Source organism: Chryseobacterium sp. MIQD13 (genome assembly GCF_050496705.1).
In the GTDB taxonomy this organism is placed as follows: domain Bacteria; phylum Bacteroidota; class Bacteroidia; order Flavobacteriales; family Weeksellaceae; genus Chryseobacterium.
This window is the reverse complement of the sequence record NZ_JBNWAF010000003.1, coordinates 862,571-879,813: the sequence shown is the minus strand read 5'-3', so window position 1 is coordinate 879,813 and position 17,243 is coordinate 862,571. Positions and strand designations below refer to the sequence as shown.

Here is a 17,243-nt window from a genome sequence, read left to right as displayed (position 1 = left end):
CTTTTTTACTTATTTAAAATTGAAAATTAAAGCCTAAAGAATATACTCTTGGGCTCTGATAATAGCCATTATCAATTCCACCAAAAACTTCAGGGTCAACACCAGAATATTTTGTAATTACAAAAACATTCTGAGCCATTGCATACACTTTCAGGTTACTTCCTTTTGTAAATAACTCTCCAAAATTATACCCGATATTTACGTTGTCTAATCTAAAGAATGAAGCATTTTCTACAAATATATCTGAAAAAGCTCTGTTAGCATCTTTAAACTGATATTCCGGTGCGGTATAAAAAACGTTCTGTAAATATTCGTTGGTTGATGCAGATTGTAAAGAACTGTTAGATGAAGCATTGTTATAAACATAGTTACCCAGTACGGCTCTTGCACTTAAACCAAAATCCCAATTTTTCACAGATAATTTGGTAGAGAATCCTAAGAGAGCATCAGGAGTGGTAGATTTATAATAGTATTTATCATAAACATCTATTTTACCATCACTATTTCTATCTACAAATGCACCGTCTATAGGTTTTCCTGCATTGTCATAAACCTGCTGGTATACCCAGAATGCATTCGGAGCGTAACCTACAGCATGAGCTTGTATTGTATTTCCAGCTCCTCCTTCAATTCCTCCTACAGGAATATTAAAGCTTGCATCCGCTCTTGCCAGCAAATTGGTAATTACCGGCTTATAATGGGTAGCGTTGAAACTTACTTCCCATGTCGTTTTCTCATTTTTAATAGGAATTACGGTAATACTTCCTTCAATCCCTTTATTTTCCATATTCCCTACATTTAAAAGGTTGTGATTACTTAAATCACCTGCTGCAATAGGAGAATCTACAAGAAGCTTTTCAGTATCCTTTCTAAATAAATCAATGGAACCTGTTATTCTATTGTTAAGGAAGCCATAATCTAATCCTATATTTTTTGTAGTTGTTGTTTCCCAGGTAAGGTATGGATTATAGATATTGGGACGGAACATAAAATAATATTGTTCTCCAAATTGGTAATTGGCACCTCCTGAACTAGGATTGTAAGCTGCAAAAGCAGGATAGTTATTAGGTTTATTGGCATCAAGTCCCGGAAGTTCCTGCTGTCCTGTTTTCCCCCATCCGGCTCTTAACTTCAATGTGCTTATAGAAGAGATATTTTTAATAAAATTTTCTTCATTTAATTTCCAAGCAACGGAAACTCCCGGAAAGTTCCCCCAGAGGTTATCTCTTGTACCGTTAAAGAATCGTGATGATCCATCTCTTCTTAAAGATCCTGAAATAATATATTTATTAGCAATTGTAAAAATTGCTCTTCCATAAAAAGATATTAACGTATTTCTCGTTTCAAAATCATTATTGATTTGAGTTGGAGCATTTCCTTTATAATTTATAGATCCAGGAATAGAGGTTATGAAATCCTGATAAGAATATCCGGCAGTAATATCTACTCCTGTATTAATAGCAGAAATATTTTTGACATAGTTAAAATAAGTTTCTAACAACTTATTCTTTTTTTCCATACTGTAAATGCTCGAGCTTCCTTTATCATTGAAACCTGATTTATATTGGGCATCAACTTGCTTTTGCCCTTCACTTTTAGTATAGTCATATCCGGCATTTACATTAAAATGTAAGTCTGGAAGGAAGTGAAATTTATAATCCAACTGCACATTTCCTAAACCTCTTGTAACTGATGAAACATCATGAATAGCCATTAAAGTAGCAAGTGGATTGGCATTCGCATTTACGTTTAGCCCTCCGTTTAGCAACCATTCATAATATCCGCCATAGTTTGAATTACCTGAATATACCGGCTGAGTCGGATCAAAATAAGTGGCAGATTTAATTACTCCCCCATCTGCAAATCTGTTATCTGTAAACGTACCTTTAGCACTTACATTAACGGATAAATGATTATCAAAAAACTTAGGATTTAAATTTAATCCTAATGAAGTTCTTTTAAATGAGTTTGTTCTTACAATACCATTCTGCTCATTATATCCAACCGATAATCTGTATGGCAACCCTTTAATTCCTCCGGAAATAGCAACATTATTGTCTGTTCCCCAAGCACTCTGATAAATCAGATCCTGCCAATTTGTATTTGCTGTACCCAGTTTTGCTTTATAGGCATCAGAAGCGTATGTATTAACAAAGTTTCTAAATTCATCTCCGTTAAGAACGTCTACATTACCCATTTTAGTAGACATGGATGCTACTGTTGTAAAGTTAACTTTAAGCTTTCCAGCAGTTCCTTTTTTAGTAGTAATTAAAATAACCCCGTTCGTAGCACGGTTACCATAAATTGCTGTTGCAGAGGCATCTTTTAAAATATCAAATGTTTCAATATCATTTGGGTTAATTAAAGACAATGGATCTGCTGCACCATTTACTCCCGTAAAATCCTGTGGTACGCCATCAATTACAATAAGTGGAGAGTTATTACCATTTAAGGACGCTGTACCCCTGATTCTAATTGCGGTACCCGACCCTGGCGCACCACTGTTATTAGTAATCTGTACACCAGGCGTTTTGCCCTGAATCAACTGACCTGCAGAAGTTGCCCCTCCGTTGAAATCCTTGGCAGTAACTGAAGTGATAGACCCTGTAAGGTCAGACTTCTTCTGCTTTCCGTATCCAATCAATACAACTTCTTCGATCTTTTTTTCCTTGGTTATAGAGTCCTGAGCGTGCATTATTGAACTGGCCAATAAAAAAGCAGGAGCTATTTTTAATACCGTTGTAAAATTTTTCACAATATCGTTTTTTTTAGTTTCGTTTTCTTAATAAGGCTGTACAAACCAGCCTTGCAATTTATAAAAAAATTAGAATTAGCATAATATTATTGAAAATTTAGATAATTTTATGTAAATTGCTTGTCTATTCCAAAACCAAAGATCTGTTTTTCATAACATTACGTTAACATATGCATTGCATAGCACAAGGTAATAATTAACAAAAAGTTAAACATTTGTTTAACTAAATATAATATTTCAACCTGCCACAAGAGCTAAAAAACTTATTATAACCGAATATTAGGCGGTTTCGTGGGATAATCATTATCTTTGCAATTAAACTTTACTATAAATGTCAAACAGAAAGATGATTACGGCAGCTTTGCCTTATGCAAACGGACCGGTTCATATAGGACATTTGGCAGGTGTATATATTCCTGCGGATGTCTACGCAAGATTTCAGAGAAGATTAGGAAAAGATGTAGCGTTTATCTGCGGATCGGATGAACACGGGATTCCTATTACCATCAGAGCAAAAAAAGAAGGGGTAACACCTCAGGATATCGTAGATAAGTATCACGAGATCATCAAAAAGTCTTTTTCTGATCTGGGAATTTCTTTTGATGAATATTCCAGAACTACTTCTAAAAAGCATTATGAAACCAGTCAGGATTTCTTTAAAGTTCTTTATGAAAAAGGAAAATTTACAGAAGAAATCTCTGAACAGTATTTTGATGAACAGGCCGGAGAATTCCTGGCAGACCGATATATTGTAGGAACGTGCCCGAACTGTGGCAATGAGAATGCTTACGGAGACCAGTGTGAAAAATGCGGTACTACCCTTTCCCCTTCGGAACTGATCAATCCAAAATCTATGTTGAGTGGAAATGTTCCGATTCTTAAGGAAACCAAAAACTGGTATCTTCCTTTAAATGAATATGAAGACTTCTTAAACGAATGGATCATTGAAGGTCATAAAGATGACTGGAAACCCAATGTATACGGACAGGTTAAATCCTGGTTAAATGATGGTCTGAAGCCACGTGCCATGACGAGAGACCTGAACTGGGGAGTTCCTGTTCCCCTTCCGAATGCAGAAGGAAAAGTTCTTTACGTCTGGTTTGATGCACCTATCGGATATATTTCTTTTACAAAAGAATGGGCCGAGAAAAACGGAAAAGACTGGAAAGACTACTGGCAAAATGAAAACAGTGATCTGGTTCATTTCATCGGAAAGGATAATATTGTATTCCACTGTATTATTTTCCCTTCGATGATGAAGGCTCACGGTGACTATATTATGCCGAAAAATGTTCCGGCTTTTGAATTTTTAAATCTTGAGAATGATAAAATCTCAACATCAAGAAACTGGGCGGTATGGGCACATGAATATGTAGAAGATTTCCCTGGACAGCAGGATGTTTTAAGATATGCACTTCTTTCATCTGCACCGGAAACAAAGGATAATAATTTTACATGGAAGGATTTCCAGACTAAGAATAATTCTGAGTTGGTAGGAATTTTCGGAAACTTTATTAATAGAGTTGCTGTTCTTATCCATAAATACTATGATGGTATTGTTCCTCAGGGAAATGTAAACAGTCCTGAGCTACAGGAAATCAATAAAGCAGCTAAAGAAATTTCAGGATTCCTGGAAAACTATGAATTCAGAAATGCATTAACTGCATTGATGAATCTTGCCCGTTTCGGAAATCAGTATCTTCAGACAGAAGAGCCTTGGAAAACAATCAAGGATAACCCTGAAAAAGCAGCACAATCCTTATTTGTAGGAGCTCAGCTGGCTGTTGCATTAGCACAATTGTGTGAACCATTCATGCCATTCAGCTCTGAAAAGTTGTTAACGATGTTCAATGCTGAGCAAGTGAACTGGAGCGATGTGGAGAACAAGTCTGTTTTAATAGAAACAGGCCACAAGATCAATGAAGCATCTCTTCTTTTCTCAAAAATTGAAGACAATGTAATTGAAGCTCAGATTGAAAAACTGGAACAAACCAAACAAAACAACAAAAAAACAAACCCTAACGCCAACCCTATGAAAGAAGAAATTTCTTTTGATGATTTTGCAAAAATAGATCTTAGAACTGCAACTATTCTAGAAGCTGAAAAAGTTGAAAAAGCAGATAAATTATTGAAATTCAAGGTAGATACAGGTGTTGATATCAGAACTGTAGTTTCAGGTGTTGCAGAAAGCTTCACTCCTGAAGAGCTGATCGGGAAGCAGGTAATGATCTTATTAAATCTTGCTCCAAGAAAGATCAGAGGAATTGAATCTCAGGGAATGTTCTTATTAACAACTAAACCGGATGGAAAACTGTCTTTCGTAACACCGGATGACAGCAATGTAGAAAACGGTATTGAAATAGGATAATTCATATTTAAGATAAAGTAAAAGACACATGAAAAATCATGTGTCTTTTTTATTGTCATTGCAAGTGAAATAATATACCTTATTTATTTCTTGGTAAGTTTTGCCAGATAAGAATCTTCATCCTGAAGCACTTTTTCTACTCTAAAACCGTTATTTTCTGCAGCTTTTTTCAATGTTTTGTAATCAAGATATAACCATTTGATCGGGTTTTCAGATTCTCCTTTGTAATGAACCACGTAATCCAGCTCACCATAATAACCTCCTGCCGGAATATAAACTCCACCATCTTCATCACGGTCAAACATGTACAGGATATCTGTACTGTCGATCAGGATCTGTCCGTTATCATTCACTAAAGTATACAGCTTTTGAAGATAGGTATCAATTTTTTCCAGACTTTCAAAAATCCCCGTACCGTTCATCAGGAGCAGAACAGTATCAAAGGTTTCTCCAGAAAAATCCAGCATATTTTCACATATTGCTTTTCTGATTCCTCTCAGCTTACAGATTTCAACAGATTTTGGTGAAATATCAAGTGCCAGAACATCAAGGTTTCTTTCATTCTGAAGATATAAAGCATGAGAACCTGCACCAGCACCTATATCCATTACTTTTCCCTGAGCCAGCTCCAATGCTTTCTGTTCAATATCATTCATTTCCTCAAAATCTCTGAAAAGATAATCTACCGGAAGCTCATCCTGTTCCGAAATTGAAGTTTCTGTCTGCAGATCCTCAGGATTTTCATTGTGAAAATAGTCCCAGATTGCCTTACCCATTAAGTCTTTCATTGCTGTTTTTAAAAGTGCAAAGATAGGAGTTTTCTGAATGATCAATGATAAGTGACAAGTGATAAATAAAAATACAACTATATATCGTTATTATAAAGCTTACCATTGATATGCTTTGTAATTACTCTTATAATTAATATTTCTGGCTACCAATTAAAACATTACCACACTATCCTATCGAATCCTTCTCTTTATGTCTGTCTTTCTCCGATTCGTTTTCTGCTACACCGGCTTTCCAGTATGAGTAGGCATTGAGTTCCTGTGAAGTCCAGTTCTTTTCTTTCCTCAGGTAAGTACGGATTTCTTTAACACTTGAAAATTCAGCTGCAACATATCCGAATTTAGTTGTTTCCGGAATAATTATATTTCTTACAGTATCAGCCATATCACTGCTGATATGGGGAGTGGCATTATAAAGCCATATGAATTCAATATCAGCCCTTGTTTCAAGGATCTGTTCATCTTCTTTTCCGTGAACTTCAATGATACAGACTCCTTTTGCTGTTTCCGGGAGTGTTTCCAGCATAGCTCCCAGAACCGGGATTGCTGTGGCATCACCTGCAAACAGATACCAGTCAGCTTCAGGATACATTTCTTTAGCCTCAGTCCGCATCATGATTCCCAATTTTGCGCCTGCTTCAGATTCTCTTGCCCATTTTGATGCCGGACCGCCATCGCCATGGTCTACAAAGTCAATGATCAGTACATTTTCCTCAAGGTCAATTCCACGGTGAGTGTAGGTTCTTACTGAAGGAGCCACTTCTTTTGGAGGATAAACCCACTGACGGTTTTCATCCAGTACAGGAAAATGGATCTCATCCAAACCTTCCGGTGGTACAGCAATCTTATTGTTATCACCAATGGTTGTATTTTTAAATAAATGAGCTTCAGGTGAATACAGATAAACTCTTATATAATGCTCAGTGATATATTCTTTTCTTATCATTTCGGCAACAATGCGGCCTGTTGAAATTCTTGTCATATATTTTATTTTGCTTGCACAAATTTAATTTTATTTTGTCTAAATAAAAATAATTAAATTAAAAAATGTAAAGCTCCACTACAAAATATAGCAGAGCTTTACTGATGAAAAACAAGGTATTTTTAAACCGCAGGTCCGGCTGCGTCTTTTATTTCTTCCAATAATTTTTTTCTTTCACGGAGTCTTCTTCTGGCAATAACAGATTTACCTCCGAGAACTCTTATAAATCTGAGGTATTGGAATCTTTCTCGTCCGAAATGATGGGTCAGTACATAAAAAAGCACCCCAAAACCAGTTAAAATAATATATCCGAAAATCTTTTTACCCGATACGATAATGGCATTAAGCTGTAATGTTTTCATATTGGCAGCTAAAGTTTGAGGCGTAACTGTCATTCCGTCAATATACACAGCAAGATCACCCACTGCTGTTACCTGAAAACGGTACTGAAACCATGAATACAATGCCGAAAAGAAACCTACCGCCAGAAAAGTTCTCCATACCAGCACCAATCCGATGGCAGCCAGCATATCATCCATTTCAAGTTTATCCAGGGTGTAAAACCAAACTGAAATGAATAATGAGCACATCCCATATCCTTTTAAAAACATAGGCAGGTACCAATTTTCATAATTGAATTCCAAAACCATTGAAAAATACATGATCAATGAATATCCCATCATTGCTGAGAATCCTGAGAAGATGTACATTTTCAGGGGGATTTCTTTTTTAAACCAGAATACGGCGATGATTCCAGCCATAATAATTCCGGGGATCATAAGCATATTCAGTCCTGCATTTGTTTTCTGGTCATATCCGAGAACCCCTACTGCAAATGTATTCTGAAGGGAGGTCGTTCCCAAAAACATTCCCAGCCACAGCAACATAAAGAGACCATGCTGCACGTTATTTTTAGTAAATATTTTGAATGACAAATAAGGCCTTTTTAAAGTAAACTGGCGGATCACCAGCAAAGCAAAGCTTATAAAAGCGGCCATACTTGCATTGATAATATTCTTTGAATTCCACCAGTCCTGCTGCTTTCCGAAAGAAAAAACATAGGCAGAAAACATAAACGTGGAAATAAATAACAGGATACTCATCCAGTCTATATAATGCAGTGGAACTTTTAATGCAAAATACTTATCATGCATAAAAATCCAGTGGATCAGGGCGAGAATAAAGCATAGTACTGCAGCAATCAAATAGAAATGCTGCCAGTTATAATTAATGGAAACTACCACTGCATAATAAGCTGCCACCTGATTCATCACTAAAACAAAGGTGTAAAACAGACCGTAAAACATTCCTCTGTTCCCAATCATTACCATTAACGGAAGGAATAATTCAATAGTTACCATCATTTTTAAAAATCCGATAACCAGAGCCGTACATACGAATACCATTGGCTGCATTGTAGTTCCGTTAATATAGCTTAACAGTCCCAAAAGTACGAGCAGCACCGTCATTTTATCCCTTACCTTAAATCTCATTTTCATTCTGAGAACAACCGGCATGCAGGCCCCCATTCCAATAGTTGTGGCATAATTCGCCCACATAAAATATTCTGTCATCGAACCGGTACCGCTCACCAGATAACTGATGTTTCCGGTATACACCCCTCCAAGCGGCATCACTACTGCTAACAACAGCACGATAAGCAGCAGTTGTACGGGTTTGGGTACCCAGTCGTTATATAATCCTTTGTTGTACATATTTTTAGATATGAGATTTCAGATAAAAGATTTTAATACTCCATCTTCAATCTTTTATTCAGTACTAATTTATATTCACGTTCATATTCATTCCCGCGCTCAGCTTTTCCAGATCTTCTTTTTTATTGGAAGTACTGAATTCTATCCTTACAGGAATTCTCTGCTGTACTTTGATAAAGTTACCTGTGGAATTATCTGTAGGAACACTTGAATATCTTGAGCCTGTTGCAGCAGAAATAGCCGTAACTATCCCCTCAAATTTCTTTCCTCCTAAAGCATCAGCAGTCATCGTCATCTTCTCTCCGACCCTGATATTTGGCATCTGGCTTTCTAAAAAATTAGCTGTCACCCATTTCTGACCATTCAGAACAATAGTGGCTACCTGCTGTCCCGGCTGGATCAACTGTCCTTCGGAAATAGTCCTACGCCCCATTATTCCGTCATATGGTGCAGTAATGACAGTATAGGAAAGATTAATCTTTGCCATGTCCAGTGCTGCCTTTGTTCTCTTGATTTCTGCATCATTAATTCCTAATTTACTTTTAACCTCAGTGGTAGAAAGATTTGCAGACTGTTTCTGATTGACCAGTGTTTCATAGGCCGCTTTCTGGGCATCATACTCAGTTTTTATCTGGTCGTATTGCTGTCTGGTAACGGCTTCTGCTGCAAGAAGATTTTTGTATCTGTTTAAATTCTGTTCAGCATTCCATAATCTTGCTTTAGCCCCCGCAATGTTAGATTCCATTACATTTACGTTATTGGAAACGGTATTTACGGATGAACTGGTTGCAGATCTTTGTGCCAATGCATTCTGATAAGCTGCTTCGGCCTGACCTAATTGAGTTAAGATCTCATTTTTATCCAAAATCACCAGTGTATCTCCTTTTTTAACCTTCTGATGCTCTATGAATTTAATATCTTTAATGTAAGCCGAAACCCTTGTATTGATCGGGTTAATGAATTCTTCTACCTGAGCAGCTTCTGTATATGTTTTATTTCCAATGTGAAAATACTCACGGACCAGCCAGAAAAGCCCGGCTCCTATCACCAGAAATACAACAATATTAGAAATTATAGCCCTGATCTTATTCTTTTTATTCTGTTTCTTTTTAACAGCTGCTCCCGACTGTACCGGAGCTGCCTGAGTATTTTGTGTAGTTTGTTCCTTGTTTTCCATTATCTTGATTTTCAGTTTTAAAATTAAAGTGTCCCTGCAGCTTTCAGCAGGTTATAATATTGATACAGTACGCTGATTTCTGCATTTGCAAAATCCAGCTCAGATTGAAGTTTCTGGTTCTGTGCATCAATCATTTCGGCCTGCACAGCTAATTGATTCAGATATTTGGCTTCTGTGATTTTGTAGTTTTCTTCCGCAAGTCTTTTCGCATCATTCAGAATATCTGCCTGTTGAATGGATTCCTGATATTTTACATAGGCTGCATTCACTGCCATATCTACATTCTGCTGAACCAGTGTCACCGCATCTCCGGCTTGCGTTTTCTGCAGTTCACCCAGCTTTACTTTTTCTTTTGTTTTATATAAATTATCAATATTGTAGCTTAATGAAACCCCAGCCTGCCATCCTCCGGAATACATATCCAAAACCGGATTTCTTGTTGTAATAGGACGCTGCAGGGTATAACCTCCGAATCCTGAAAGTGTCGGTAACTGATCTGTTTTAATGATTTCGATGTTTTTATCAGCAACATCAATGTTTTTCTTTGCAGATTTCAGCTGAGGATTACTGTCGTGGGCAAGATCCATATAATAATCCATCCCAATTCCTGATTCTTTATCTTCTAAACTTTCGACCGGAATAATCTCCGTTTCGGAAGGAAGTCCCAATGCAATATTTAAATTATAATTAAGAATCTTTTTGTTGTTTGTAAGCGTCAGAATTCCCTGATCCAGATTTTTGATTGCCAGTTCTCCACGAATGACTTCATTTCTTGTCACCATGCCCTGCTGATAGAATTTCTGGATATTTTTCAAACGTTCCTGAGCCAGTTTTTTGTTATTCTGAAAAACAGATTCCTGGTTCACCATTTTGTAAACATCCAGATAATTGGAGATTACAAGAAATTTCACATCAAGCTTATTTTTCTCCAGATCCAGCTCAGAAATCTGTTCCCGAAGCCCGGCCATTTCAATGGATTTATTTACCAAACCTCCTTTAAAGATCAGTTGGGTTGCCTGTACAGCATATGAACTTCCGTAATGAGGCATCGGAATATTGGTAGAGTTCGAAAAGTCTTTGTCAATGGCTACAGCATCCCCTAAATAAAACTGGCTTGTGGAAGCTGTAATATTGGGAAGCTTTTGGAGTTTTGCAACATTTGTATTCTGTTTTGCAATGTCAATATTCTGAGCAGCCACTTTTAACTGCTGGTGATTTTTCACTGCCATATCGGCAACTTCACCTGCAGTCATCTGTTTCTGCTGAGAAAAAAACAGCGCAGGAAATAGAGCTATCACGAGTGATAGTGCTGTTTTTATATTCTTTGTCATTTTACCTTGTTTTACAAAGGCAAAGTTACGGCAGCAAAAAAGTCAATCAAATGTTTGAATTTTGGAAAAAGATGTTCAAATGTAAGATTTTAATTTTCAAACTGATGTCTGTACTGGCTTGGGCTTACCTCCAAATGTTTTTTGAAAAAGTGAGAAAACGAGTATTGATCACTAAAACCAAGGATTGATGAAATCTCTGAAACAGGCTTACTTGAAGAGTTAAGAAGCACTTTAGCTTCATTCATGACAATCAAAGCTATGATCTGACTTGCAGATTTCCCGGTAATGGACTTTACAACAGACGAGAGATGTCTGGTTGTAATTGACTGCCGTTCGGCATAAAACTCTACGGTCCTTTCTCTGAGATGGTGTTCGGAAAGATCTGTAAGAAATACAAAAACAATCTCTTCCTGTCTGGACATCTGACTCATGGAGCTACTGTCTTCATTAGATATAATCCCTGCAACCTGATAGCAAAAAACAGAAAAAAGATGTTCTACCACTTCTTTTTTATACATCATTTCTGTCTCTGAATCCAGAATATATTTCAGAAAATTGATACTTTTCCAAACGACCTCCATTTCATTTTCAGGAAAAGGAACTCCTATATTCATCTGCTGACGGAAGTAGCGATAGGTAATCAGCCTGTTGAATTTCAATGATAAGGCAGCAATGAAATTTCTTTTATAAGAAACCATTCTGGATTGGAAATCGCTGCTGACAGAGACCATTTCATATACCGTCTGCGGATCGGTTACCATAAACATATTGGCAGAAAGCTCCAGATCGCTGAAATGCTGACGGAGCTTTATGGTTCCAGATTTAATAAAAATAAAAGCAGGGTTTTCCGGACGGAAAGGCTTATCCGCAGAAATTCTTTCGAAAATATTGTGCTGGGTAAAAATTTCAACACCGAATTTTTCTAAAGCTGACATAAGACAAATGTAGCCAATAAATTCTGTGCTTCCAATATTTTAATCTTCCAGAGAATAAACTGCAAAGCTGGCCAGCCAGTGATCTCCGCCATAATTTCCCTGAAACAGAAGAGGAATCCCGTTTGCTAAAAATACATCTGCTGTTTTCTTAAAGACCTTTTTCAGAGGATGTCCATCAGGAAGAGCTTTTGATATACCTTTCATGCACCATGCTTTGGAAAAAGACAGCCCTACAAGGTGCACGGTCTGGTAATCGCTCAGATCACTTACGACAGGGATTTTTTCAATATTTTCAAGACTTCTTTTCTCATAGAAATTATTCAGCCACAACACGAATTCTTTTTGCAGGAGCACTCTTCTCATCAGATCAGCAATTTCAAGGCTTGGCGAGAAGAAATCTGAGCCGTCCGGTTCCAGATAAGCCGGTGTTTTCTGATCTTTTCCGTAGAAATACTTTGCTTTCTCTTTCAACTGATTTTCAAATTCTTTGTCATTATTGGCAACAGCCCAATCAATTGCAAAAGCCAGCCCGAATGCTGTATTTGGATGAACTCCGGTTCTGTTTGGGTAGGTTTGTTTAGGAAGATAAGCTTTCCATGATTCCAGGATCTTATCTGTCAAAGGTTTTAGATTCTGATGCCATAGTTTTGCCTTTGGGTGATCCCAGGTGATGAGCTCTTCATCAAGCTTCAGCAGCCATGCCCAGCCGTAGGTTCTCTCAAAAGTAGCCGTCAGCTGATACTTTGTAAAATAATCAGCTTCAATCTGCAAATTCTCTCTACTTAAAGAATTGTCAAGAATATTTTCAATGTCTTTTGCATTGGCAAGATTAGGTTTTGTCTTTAGCAGCCTCACCAGCATCCAATGTCCGTGAACTGAACTGTGCCAGTCGAAACAGCCATAAAAACTTGGATGAAGGTCTTTTGGAGTCAAAGTAACCTCACCGGCATTATTAATGATATGAGCTGTTTTATTAGGATATTCCTGATTGATACAGTGAAGTGGTTTTTCCAATAACTTACCTGCCATTTCATCAGTAAGTTTCGGAACTTCCTGAGCACACATCAAAAATGGAGAAAACACGAATGCTAAAAGACTTTTTTTCATTCATTAAAAATAGAAAAATATTTAGATTTTCATTTATTTTAAACTGCATTAAAAAATGATCTATCCGCAACCTTTTAGTTAAATATTACGAATTTGAAATCAAATAAGGATTTAAGCACAATATTTGATAAGTTTCAAGAAAAAATACTCATGAAAAAATTACTTTTGACTATATTATTAATATTTCTGATAACCGGATGCAAAAAATCTGAGCTGGAAACTGTAATTTCTCCTGCTACTGCAATAGTGTCAAAAGATGAAGTAGCTGACGAAGTTTATCAGGTGGCTCCTCCTTCTCCAAAAGAGATGACTGAAAAACTGCTTCCGGATGAGAATAAGTCCCCTCAATCACCGCCAGCGTTGAAAAAAACAGATACCATCTCAAGAAAGGTTATTAAAAGCGGTAACATGAAAATCCAGGTCGGGGATATTAAAAAAGCCCAGGTTCTGGTAGGAGATATTCTAAAGAAAAATAATGCTTACATTCAGAGTGAGAAGTTCCAAAATACTGATATGGACGATAATCTGGATCTTGTCATCCGTGTACCCCACAGGAATTTTGATACACTTGTTAATTCATTTTCTGACGGAATGGGATCTGTTCTGTCCAAAAACATCTCTTCTGATGATGTTACCGAAGAATATACAGATGTTTCCATAAAGCTGGCCAATAAAAAGATCTATCTCGAAAAGTACCGTGACATGCTCAGAAGTGCTGCCACTACAAAAGATATGATTGAAATTCAGGAAACAATCCGTGAACTGGAGGATGAAATTGATGTAGCAGAAGGGAGACTTCGTTTTATCGATGATCGTGTAAATTATAGTACTCTCAATCTGAGTTTGTATAAAGAAAAAGTAAGAAGTTCCTCAACCTCAAAGATTGGTTTTGGAAGCCGTTTTGGTGATTCTGTGACTGAAGGCTGGAATACTTTTGTAGGATTTCTTCTGGGAATTATTTCTTTGTGGCCGTTCTTTTTACTGATTCCTGTTCTTATATTTCTATGGAGGAAATGGAAAGCAGGAAGGAAGAAATAAATATCAGGGGTTTTATGGCTAGGCTACCTTTTACATTTCCCACAGATTACACAGATTAAAAAAAATCTGCTTGATCTGCTAAATCTGCGAGAGACAAAGGCAAATATGAACAGTTACTTAATATATAACAAAATAATCTCCGCAATAAACTAATAAATTTTACTGCAGAGATTATTTAAACTATAATAGTTATTGACAGGCTATTTTCCCAGCACAAATACAGCTGGAATTTTATGAAGTTCCGGTTTTGATTTTTTCCAGTCGTTGATGGTTTTTGTCTGAATAAATTCGTGTTCCGGATCGTTGATATTGGCTGCAATACAAAGCTTTGTATTCGGAGATAAGAATTTAGTCAGGTCTTCAAAAAGAGCATTATTCCGGTAAGGGGTTTCCATAAAAATCTGGGAATATCCGGTCTGCTGCACCAAACTTTCCAGACGCTGGATTTGTCTTTTCTTTTCACCTTTATCAATAGGAAGATAACCGTGGAATGTAAATTCCTGCCCGTTGAATCCACTGGAAATCAAAGCAAGAATGATAGATGACGGTCCTGAAACAGGGATCACTCGGATATTTTTCTCGTGACACCATTTTACAATAAGGTTTCCCGGATCTGCAATACATGGAAGGCCGGCTTCAGAAAGGAGTCCGAAATCCTGTCCTTTCAGCATCAGGCTCTGGGCTTCTTTTATGTCAGCATTTTCTGTGTATTTATCTAATAAAAACAGTTTCAGATCAGCCTGTTTTTTTTCAGGAGCGAAGAATTTAATAACCTTTCTGGCGGTTTTTTCGTTTTCCACAAAGAAATAATCCGTCTGCATGATATAATCTTTCAGAACAGGTGAAAAATGAGTGATAGAAGTATTTTCAGATAAATAAGCTGGAAGTAAAAAAAGCATTTTATTGTTTTTTGGTTCTTTGTTTGAGTAAAAATTGAGGGTATATTTATGGCAGGATTTCACTTATAATAGCATCACAACCCCTGTCCAACAGCTGAAAAACCTCTTCAAAGTCCTTCATATCTCCCCAATATGGATCTGGAACTTCAGCATTTTTATGATCACCTGAGGCTTCAAGAAATAATGATATTTTCTTACGCTGCTCCTCATTTTTTACTTTTGAGATCACATCTTCGTATACATCAATATCCATGCAGTAGATCTTGTCAAAGGTGTCAAAATCGGCTTTAGTAATGGGTCTTGATTTCTGTCTTGAAATATCAATGTTATGATTTGAAGCTGTTTTTATAGCTCGTTTATCAGGATGCTCCCCTTCATGCATGGAAATTGTTCCTGCTGAATCTACAAAAAAGCTTTCAGAAACTTTTGTCTTCATAATGCCTTCTGCCAAAGGGCTTCTGCAGATATTACCAAGGCAAACCATCAATATTTTCATATCAGTTTATTATTGTTGAATGATTAAGTGATTTAATATTAAAAAATTTTCAGTCATCCTTTTCAGCAGCAAAACTAAATAAAAAATGAAGAATAAAACTATTCTCCATTTCAATTTATTCAGATTAAATTATTTTCTATTTTTTGATTCTTTCTGCAAGATCCTTAACGTACTTCTTTACTTCTTTATCTATTTTCGATACATCTTTAATGGTATCACAAGCATACATTACTGTTGAATGATCTTTTCCGCCCATTTCTTCGCCGATCTTTGTAAAGGTGGCATTTGTTAACTCTTTTGAGAAATACATTGCCAATTGTCTTGGTAGAGCAATTTCTCTTTTTCTGGTTTTTGAAAGAAGTTGTTCTTTTTTGATCCCGAAATAATCACACACCACTTCCTGAATATAAGGGATATTGATAACTTTCTTCTGGTTGGCAGCAATCTTATTGATCGTATCTTTCAGTAATTCAAGACTTAGGTCTGTTCTGTAAACTGTAGAATAAGCAATTACGGAATTGATTACCCCGATAAGTTCTCTTACATTGGTTTTTGCTTCTGCAGCAAGGAAATCAAGCATATCGCCCGGAAGAACAATTCCGTCTCTGCTTAATTTATCAACAATGATCTGTCTTCTTGTAGAAAGGTCCGGCGATTTGATCTCGGCAGAAAGTCCCCATTTGAAGCGGGAAACAATTCTTTCCTGAATATCCATAATATCTGCAGGCGCCTTATCTGATGTAAGGATGATCTGTTTTCCATTCTGATGCAGGTGATCAAAGATGTGGAAGAAACTATCCTGTGTGGCAGATTTACCGGACAGGAACTGAATATCATCAATAATCAGAACATCAACCATCTGGTAGAAGTTGGCAAATTCTGTTTGTTTATGAGCTTTAGCTGCAGAAATGAACTGCTGGATAAATTTTTCGGAAGATAGATAAAGGACGACTTTATCCGGAAACTGATTTTTTACCTCAAGACCTACAGCCTGTCCTAGGTGTGTTTTTCCAACTCCGTATCCTCCGTGAAGAAATAATGGGTTGAAAGCCGTTGCACCCGGTCTTTTAGCAATTGATCTTGCTACCGTAGCAGCAAATTTATTACTTTCTCCTTCTATATAATTATCAAAAGAATAATCAGACTTCAGGTTGGAATCTATATTTACCTTTCTTATTCCCGGAACTACAAAAGGGTTTACAATATTCGCAGAGAATCCCTGCGGCATTGTTTCCTGTATTTTTGGAGTGGGAACACTTTTTCCCTTCATATTCATGGTCACTGGCTTTTCCTCACCGGTTGGCCTGTTTTCCATAACAGAGTACCACAATTTCACTCCTTTTCCAAGATTTTTCTTCAGGGCAGCAGAAAGCAGGGATAGGTAATTATCCTCAATGTATTCCTTGTAAAAATCGCTCGGCACTATAAGCGTAAGGTTATTGGCAACCAACGAAAGTGGCTGTACCTTATCGAATAGCATATCGAAGGATTTTTCAAGCTTTTTCAGGTCAGAATTGTCTTCAGCTGCGTTCAAATTATCACGCATGAACTGAATGCATTTCTGCCATATCATCATTAAATTTTCATCCATATTTATGCCCCGATTAATTCTTTGTTAGTACTTTTTTTAGAAGGAAGACAAAGGTCCAATT

General features: G+C 36.9%; 13 protein-coding genes. 2 read left to right on the top strand and 11 right to left on the bottom strand.

The genetic code is table 11. The features are described from left to right. Positions 1-13: 13 nt before the first annotated feature. The gene (locus ACQWU4_RS16325; protein WP_429936819.1) at positions 14-2,755 is read right to left on the bottom strand and encodes a SusC/RagA family TonB-linked outer membrane protein; all 2,742 of its coding nucleotides are present in this window, start codon (positions 2,753-2,755) and stop codon (positions 14-16) included. A gap of 331 nt (positions 2,756-3,086) precedes the next feature. Here ACQWU4_RS16325 and metG point away from each other — a divergent pair, with 331 nt between their 5' ends. Beyond that, a complete protein-coding gene (gene metG / locus ACQWU4_RS16320; protein ID WP_429936818.1) occupies positions 3,087-5,123 on the top strand; it encodes a methionine--tRNA ligase in 2,037 nt (678 codons plus the stop codon). Between the two features lie 83 nt (positions 5,124-5,206). Here the strand turns inward: metG and ACQWU4_RS16315 are convergent, their stop codons facing one another. The 7 genes from ACQWU4_RS16315 to ACQWU4_RS16285 all read right to left on the bottom strand — a co-directional run bounded on the left by ACQWU4_RS16315 (position 5,207) and on the right by ACQWU4_RS16285 (position 13,158). After that, the gene (locus tag ACQWU4_RS16315; RefSeq protein WP_429936817.1) at positions 5,207-5,911 is read right to left on the bottom strand and encodes a class I SAM-dependent methyltransferase; all 705 of its coding nucleotides are present in this window, start codon (positions 5,909-5,911) and stop codon (positions 5,207-5,209) included. A 169-nt stretch (positions 5,912-6,080) separates the two neighbouring features. After that, entirely contained in the window at positions 6,081-6,893 is an 813-nt protein-coding gene (locus ACQWU4_RS16310; RefSeq protein WP_429936816.1) for a siderophore-interacting protein, read from the bottom strand. Between the two features lie 122 nt (positions 6,894-7,015). Beyond that, the gene (locus tag ACQWU4_RS16305; protein ID WP_429936815.1) at positions 7,016-8,608 is read right to left on the bottom strand and encodes an MFS transporter; all 1,593 of its coding nucleotides are present in this window, start codon (positions 8,606-8,608) and stop codon (positions 7,016-7,018) included. Positions 8,609-8,672: 64 nt separating this feature from the next. Further along, positions 8,673-9,785 carry an HlyD family secretion protein gene (locus ACQWU4_RS16300; RefSeq protein ID WP_429936814.1) on the bottom strand — a complete coding sequence of 371 codons (1,113 nt, stop codon included), beginning with the start codon at positions 9,783-9,785 and terminating at the stop codon, positions 8,673-8,675. A 23-nt stretch (positions 9,786-9,808) separates the two neighbouring features. Then, positions 9,809-11,116, bottom strand: coding sequence for a TolC family protein (locus tag ACQWU4_RS16295; RefSeq protein WP_429936813.1), 1,308 nt, complete (start codon positions 11,114-11,116; stop codon positions 9,809-9,811). Between the two features lie 89 nt (positions 11,117-11,205). Beyond that, a complete protein-coding gene (locus tag ACQWU4_RS16290) occupies positions 11,206-12,051 on the bottom strand; it encodes a helix-turn-helix domain-containing protein (protein ID WP_429936812.1) in 846 nt (281 codons plus the stop codon). 39 nt (positions 12,052-12,090) lie between these two features. Beyond that, complete coding sequence (locus ACQWU4_RS16285) at positions 12,091-13,158, bottom strand: DUF2891 domain-containing protein (protein ID WP_429936811.1); 1,068 nt, start codon at positions 13,156-13,158, stop codon at positions 12,091-12,093. A gap of 150 nt (positions 13,159-13,308) precedes the next feature. On the opposite strand from ACQWU4_RS16285, the gene ACQWU4_RS16280 reads away from it, so the two are divergent. Beyond that, entirely contained in the window at positions 13,309-14,196 is an 888-nt protein-coding gene (locus ACQWU4_RS16280) for a DUF4349 domain-containing protein (RefSeq protein WP_429936810.1), read from the top strand. Positions 14,197-14,396: 200 nt separating this feature from the next. On the opposite strand, the gene ACQWU4_RS16275 is transcribed toward ACQWU4_RS16280, so the two are convergent. The 3 genes from ACQWU4_RS16275 to dnaA form a co-directional block, all read right to left on the bottom strand. Next, a complete protein-coding gene (locus tag ACQWU4_RS16275) occupies positions 14,397-15,095 on the bottom strand; it encodes an SAM-dependent methyltransferase (protein WP_429936809.1) in 699 nt (232 codons plus the stop codon). Between the two features lie 46 nt (positions 15,096-15,141). Continuing rightward, positions 15,142-15,591: a low molecular weight protein-tyrosine-phosphatase gene (locus tag ACQWU4_RS16270; RefSeq protein ID WP_429936808.1), complete on the bottom strand. Its 450-nt coding sequence runs from the start codon at positions 15,589-15,591 to the stop codon at positions 15,142-15,144. Positions 15,592-15,727: 136 nt separating this feature from the next. Beyond that, the gene (dnaA, locus tag ACQWU4_RS16265) at positions 15,728-17,182 is read right to left on the bottom strand and encodes a chromosomal replication initiator protein DnaA (RefSeq protein ID WP_429936807.1); all 1,455 of its coding nucleotides are present in this window, start codon (positions 17,180-17,182) and stop codon (positions 15,728-15,730) included. Positions 17,183-17,243: the final 61 nt, after the last annotated feature.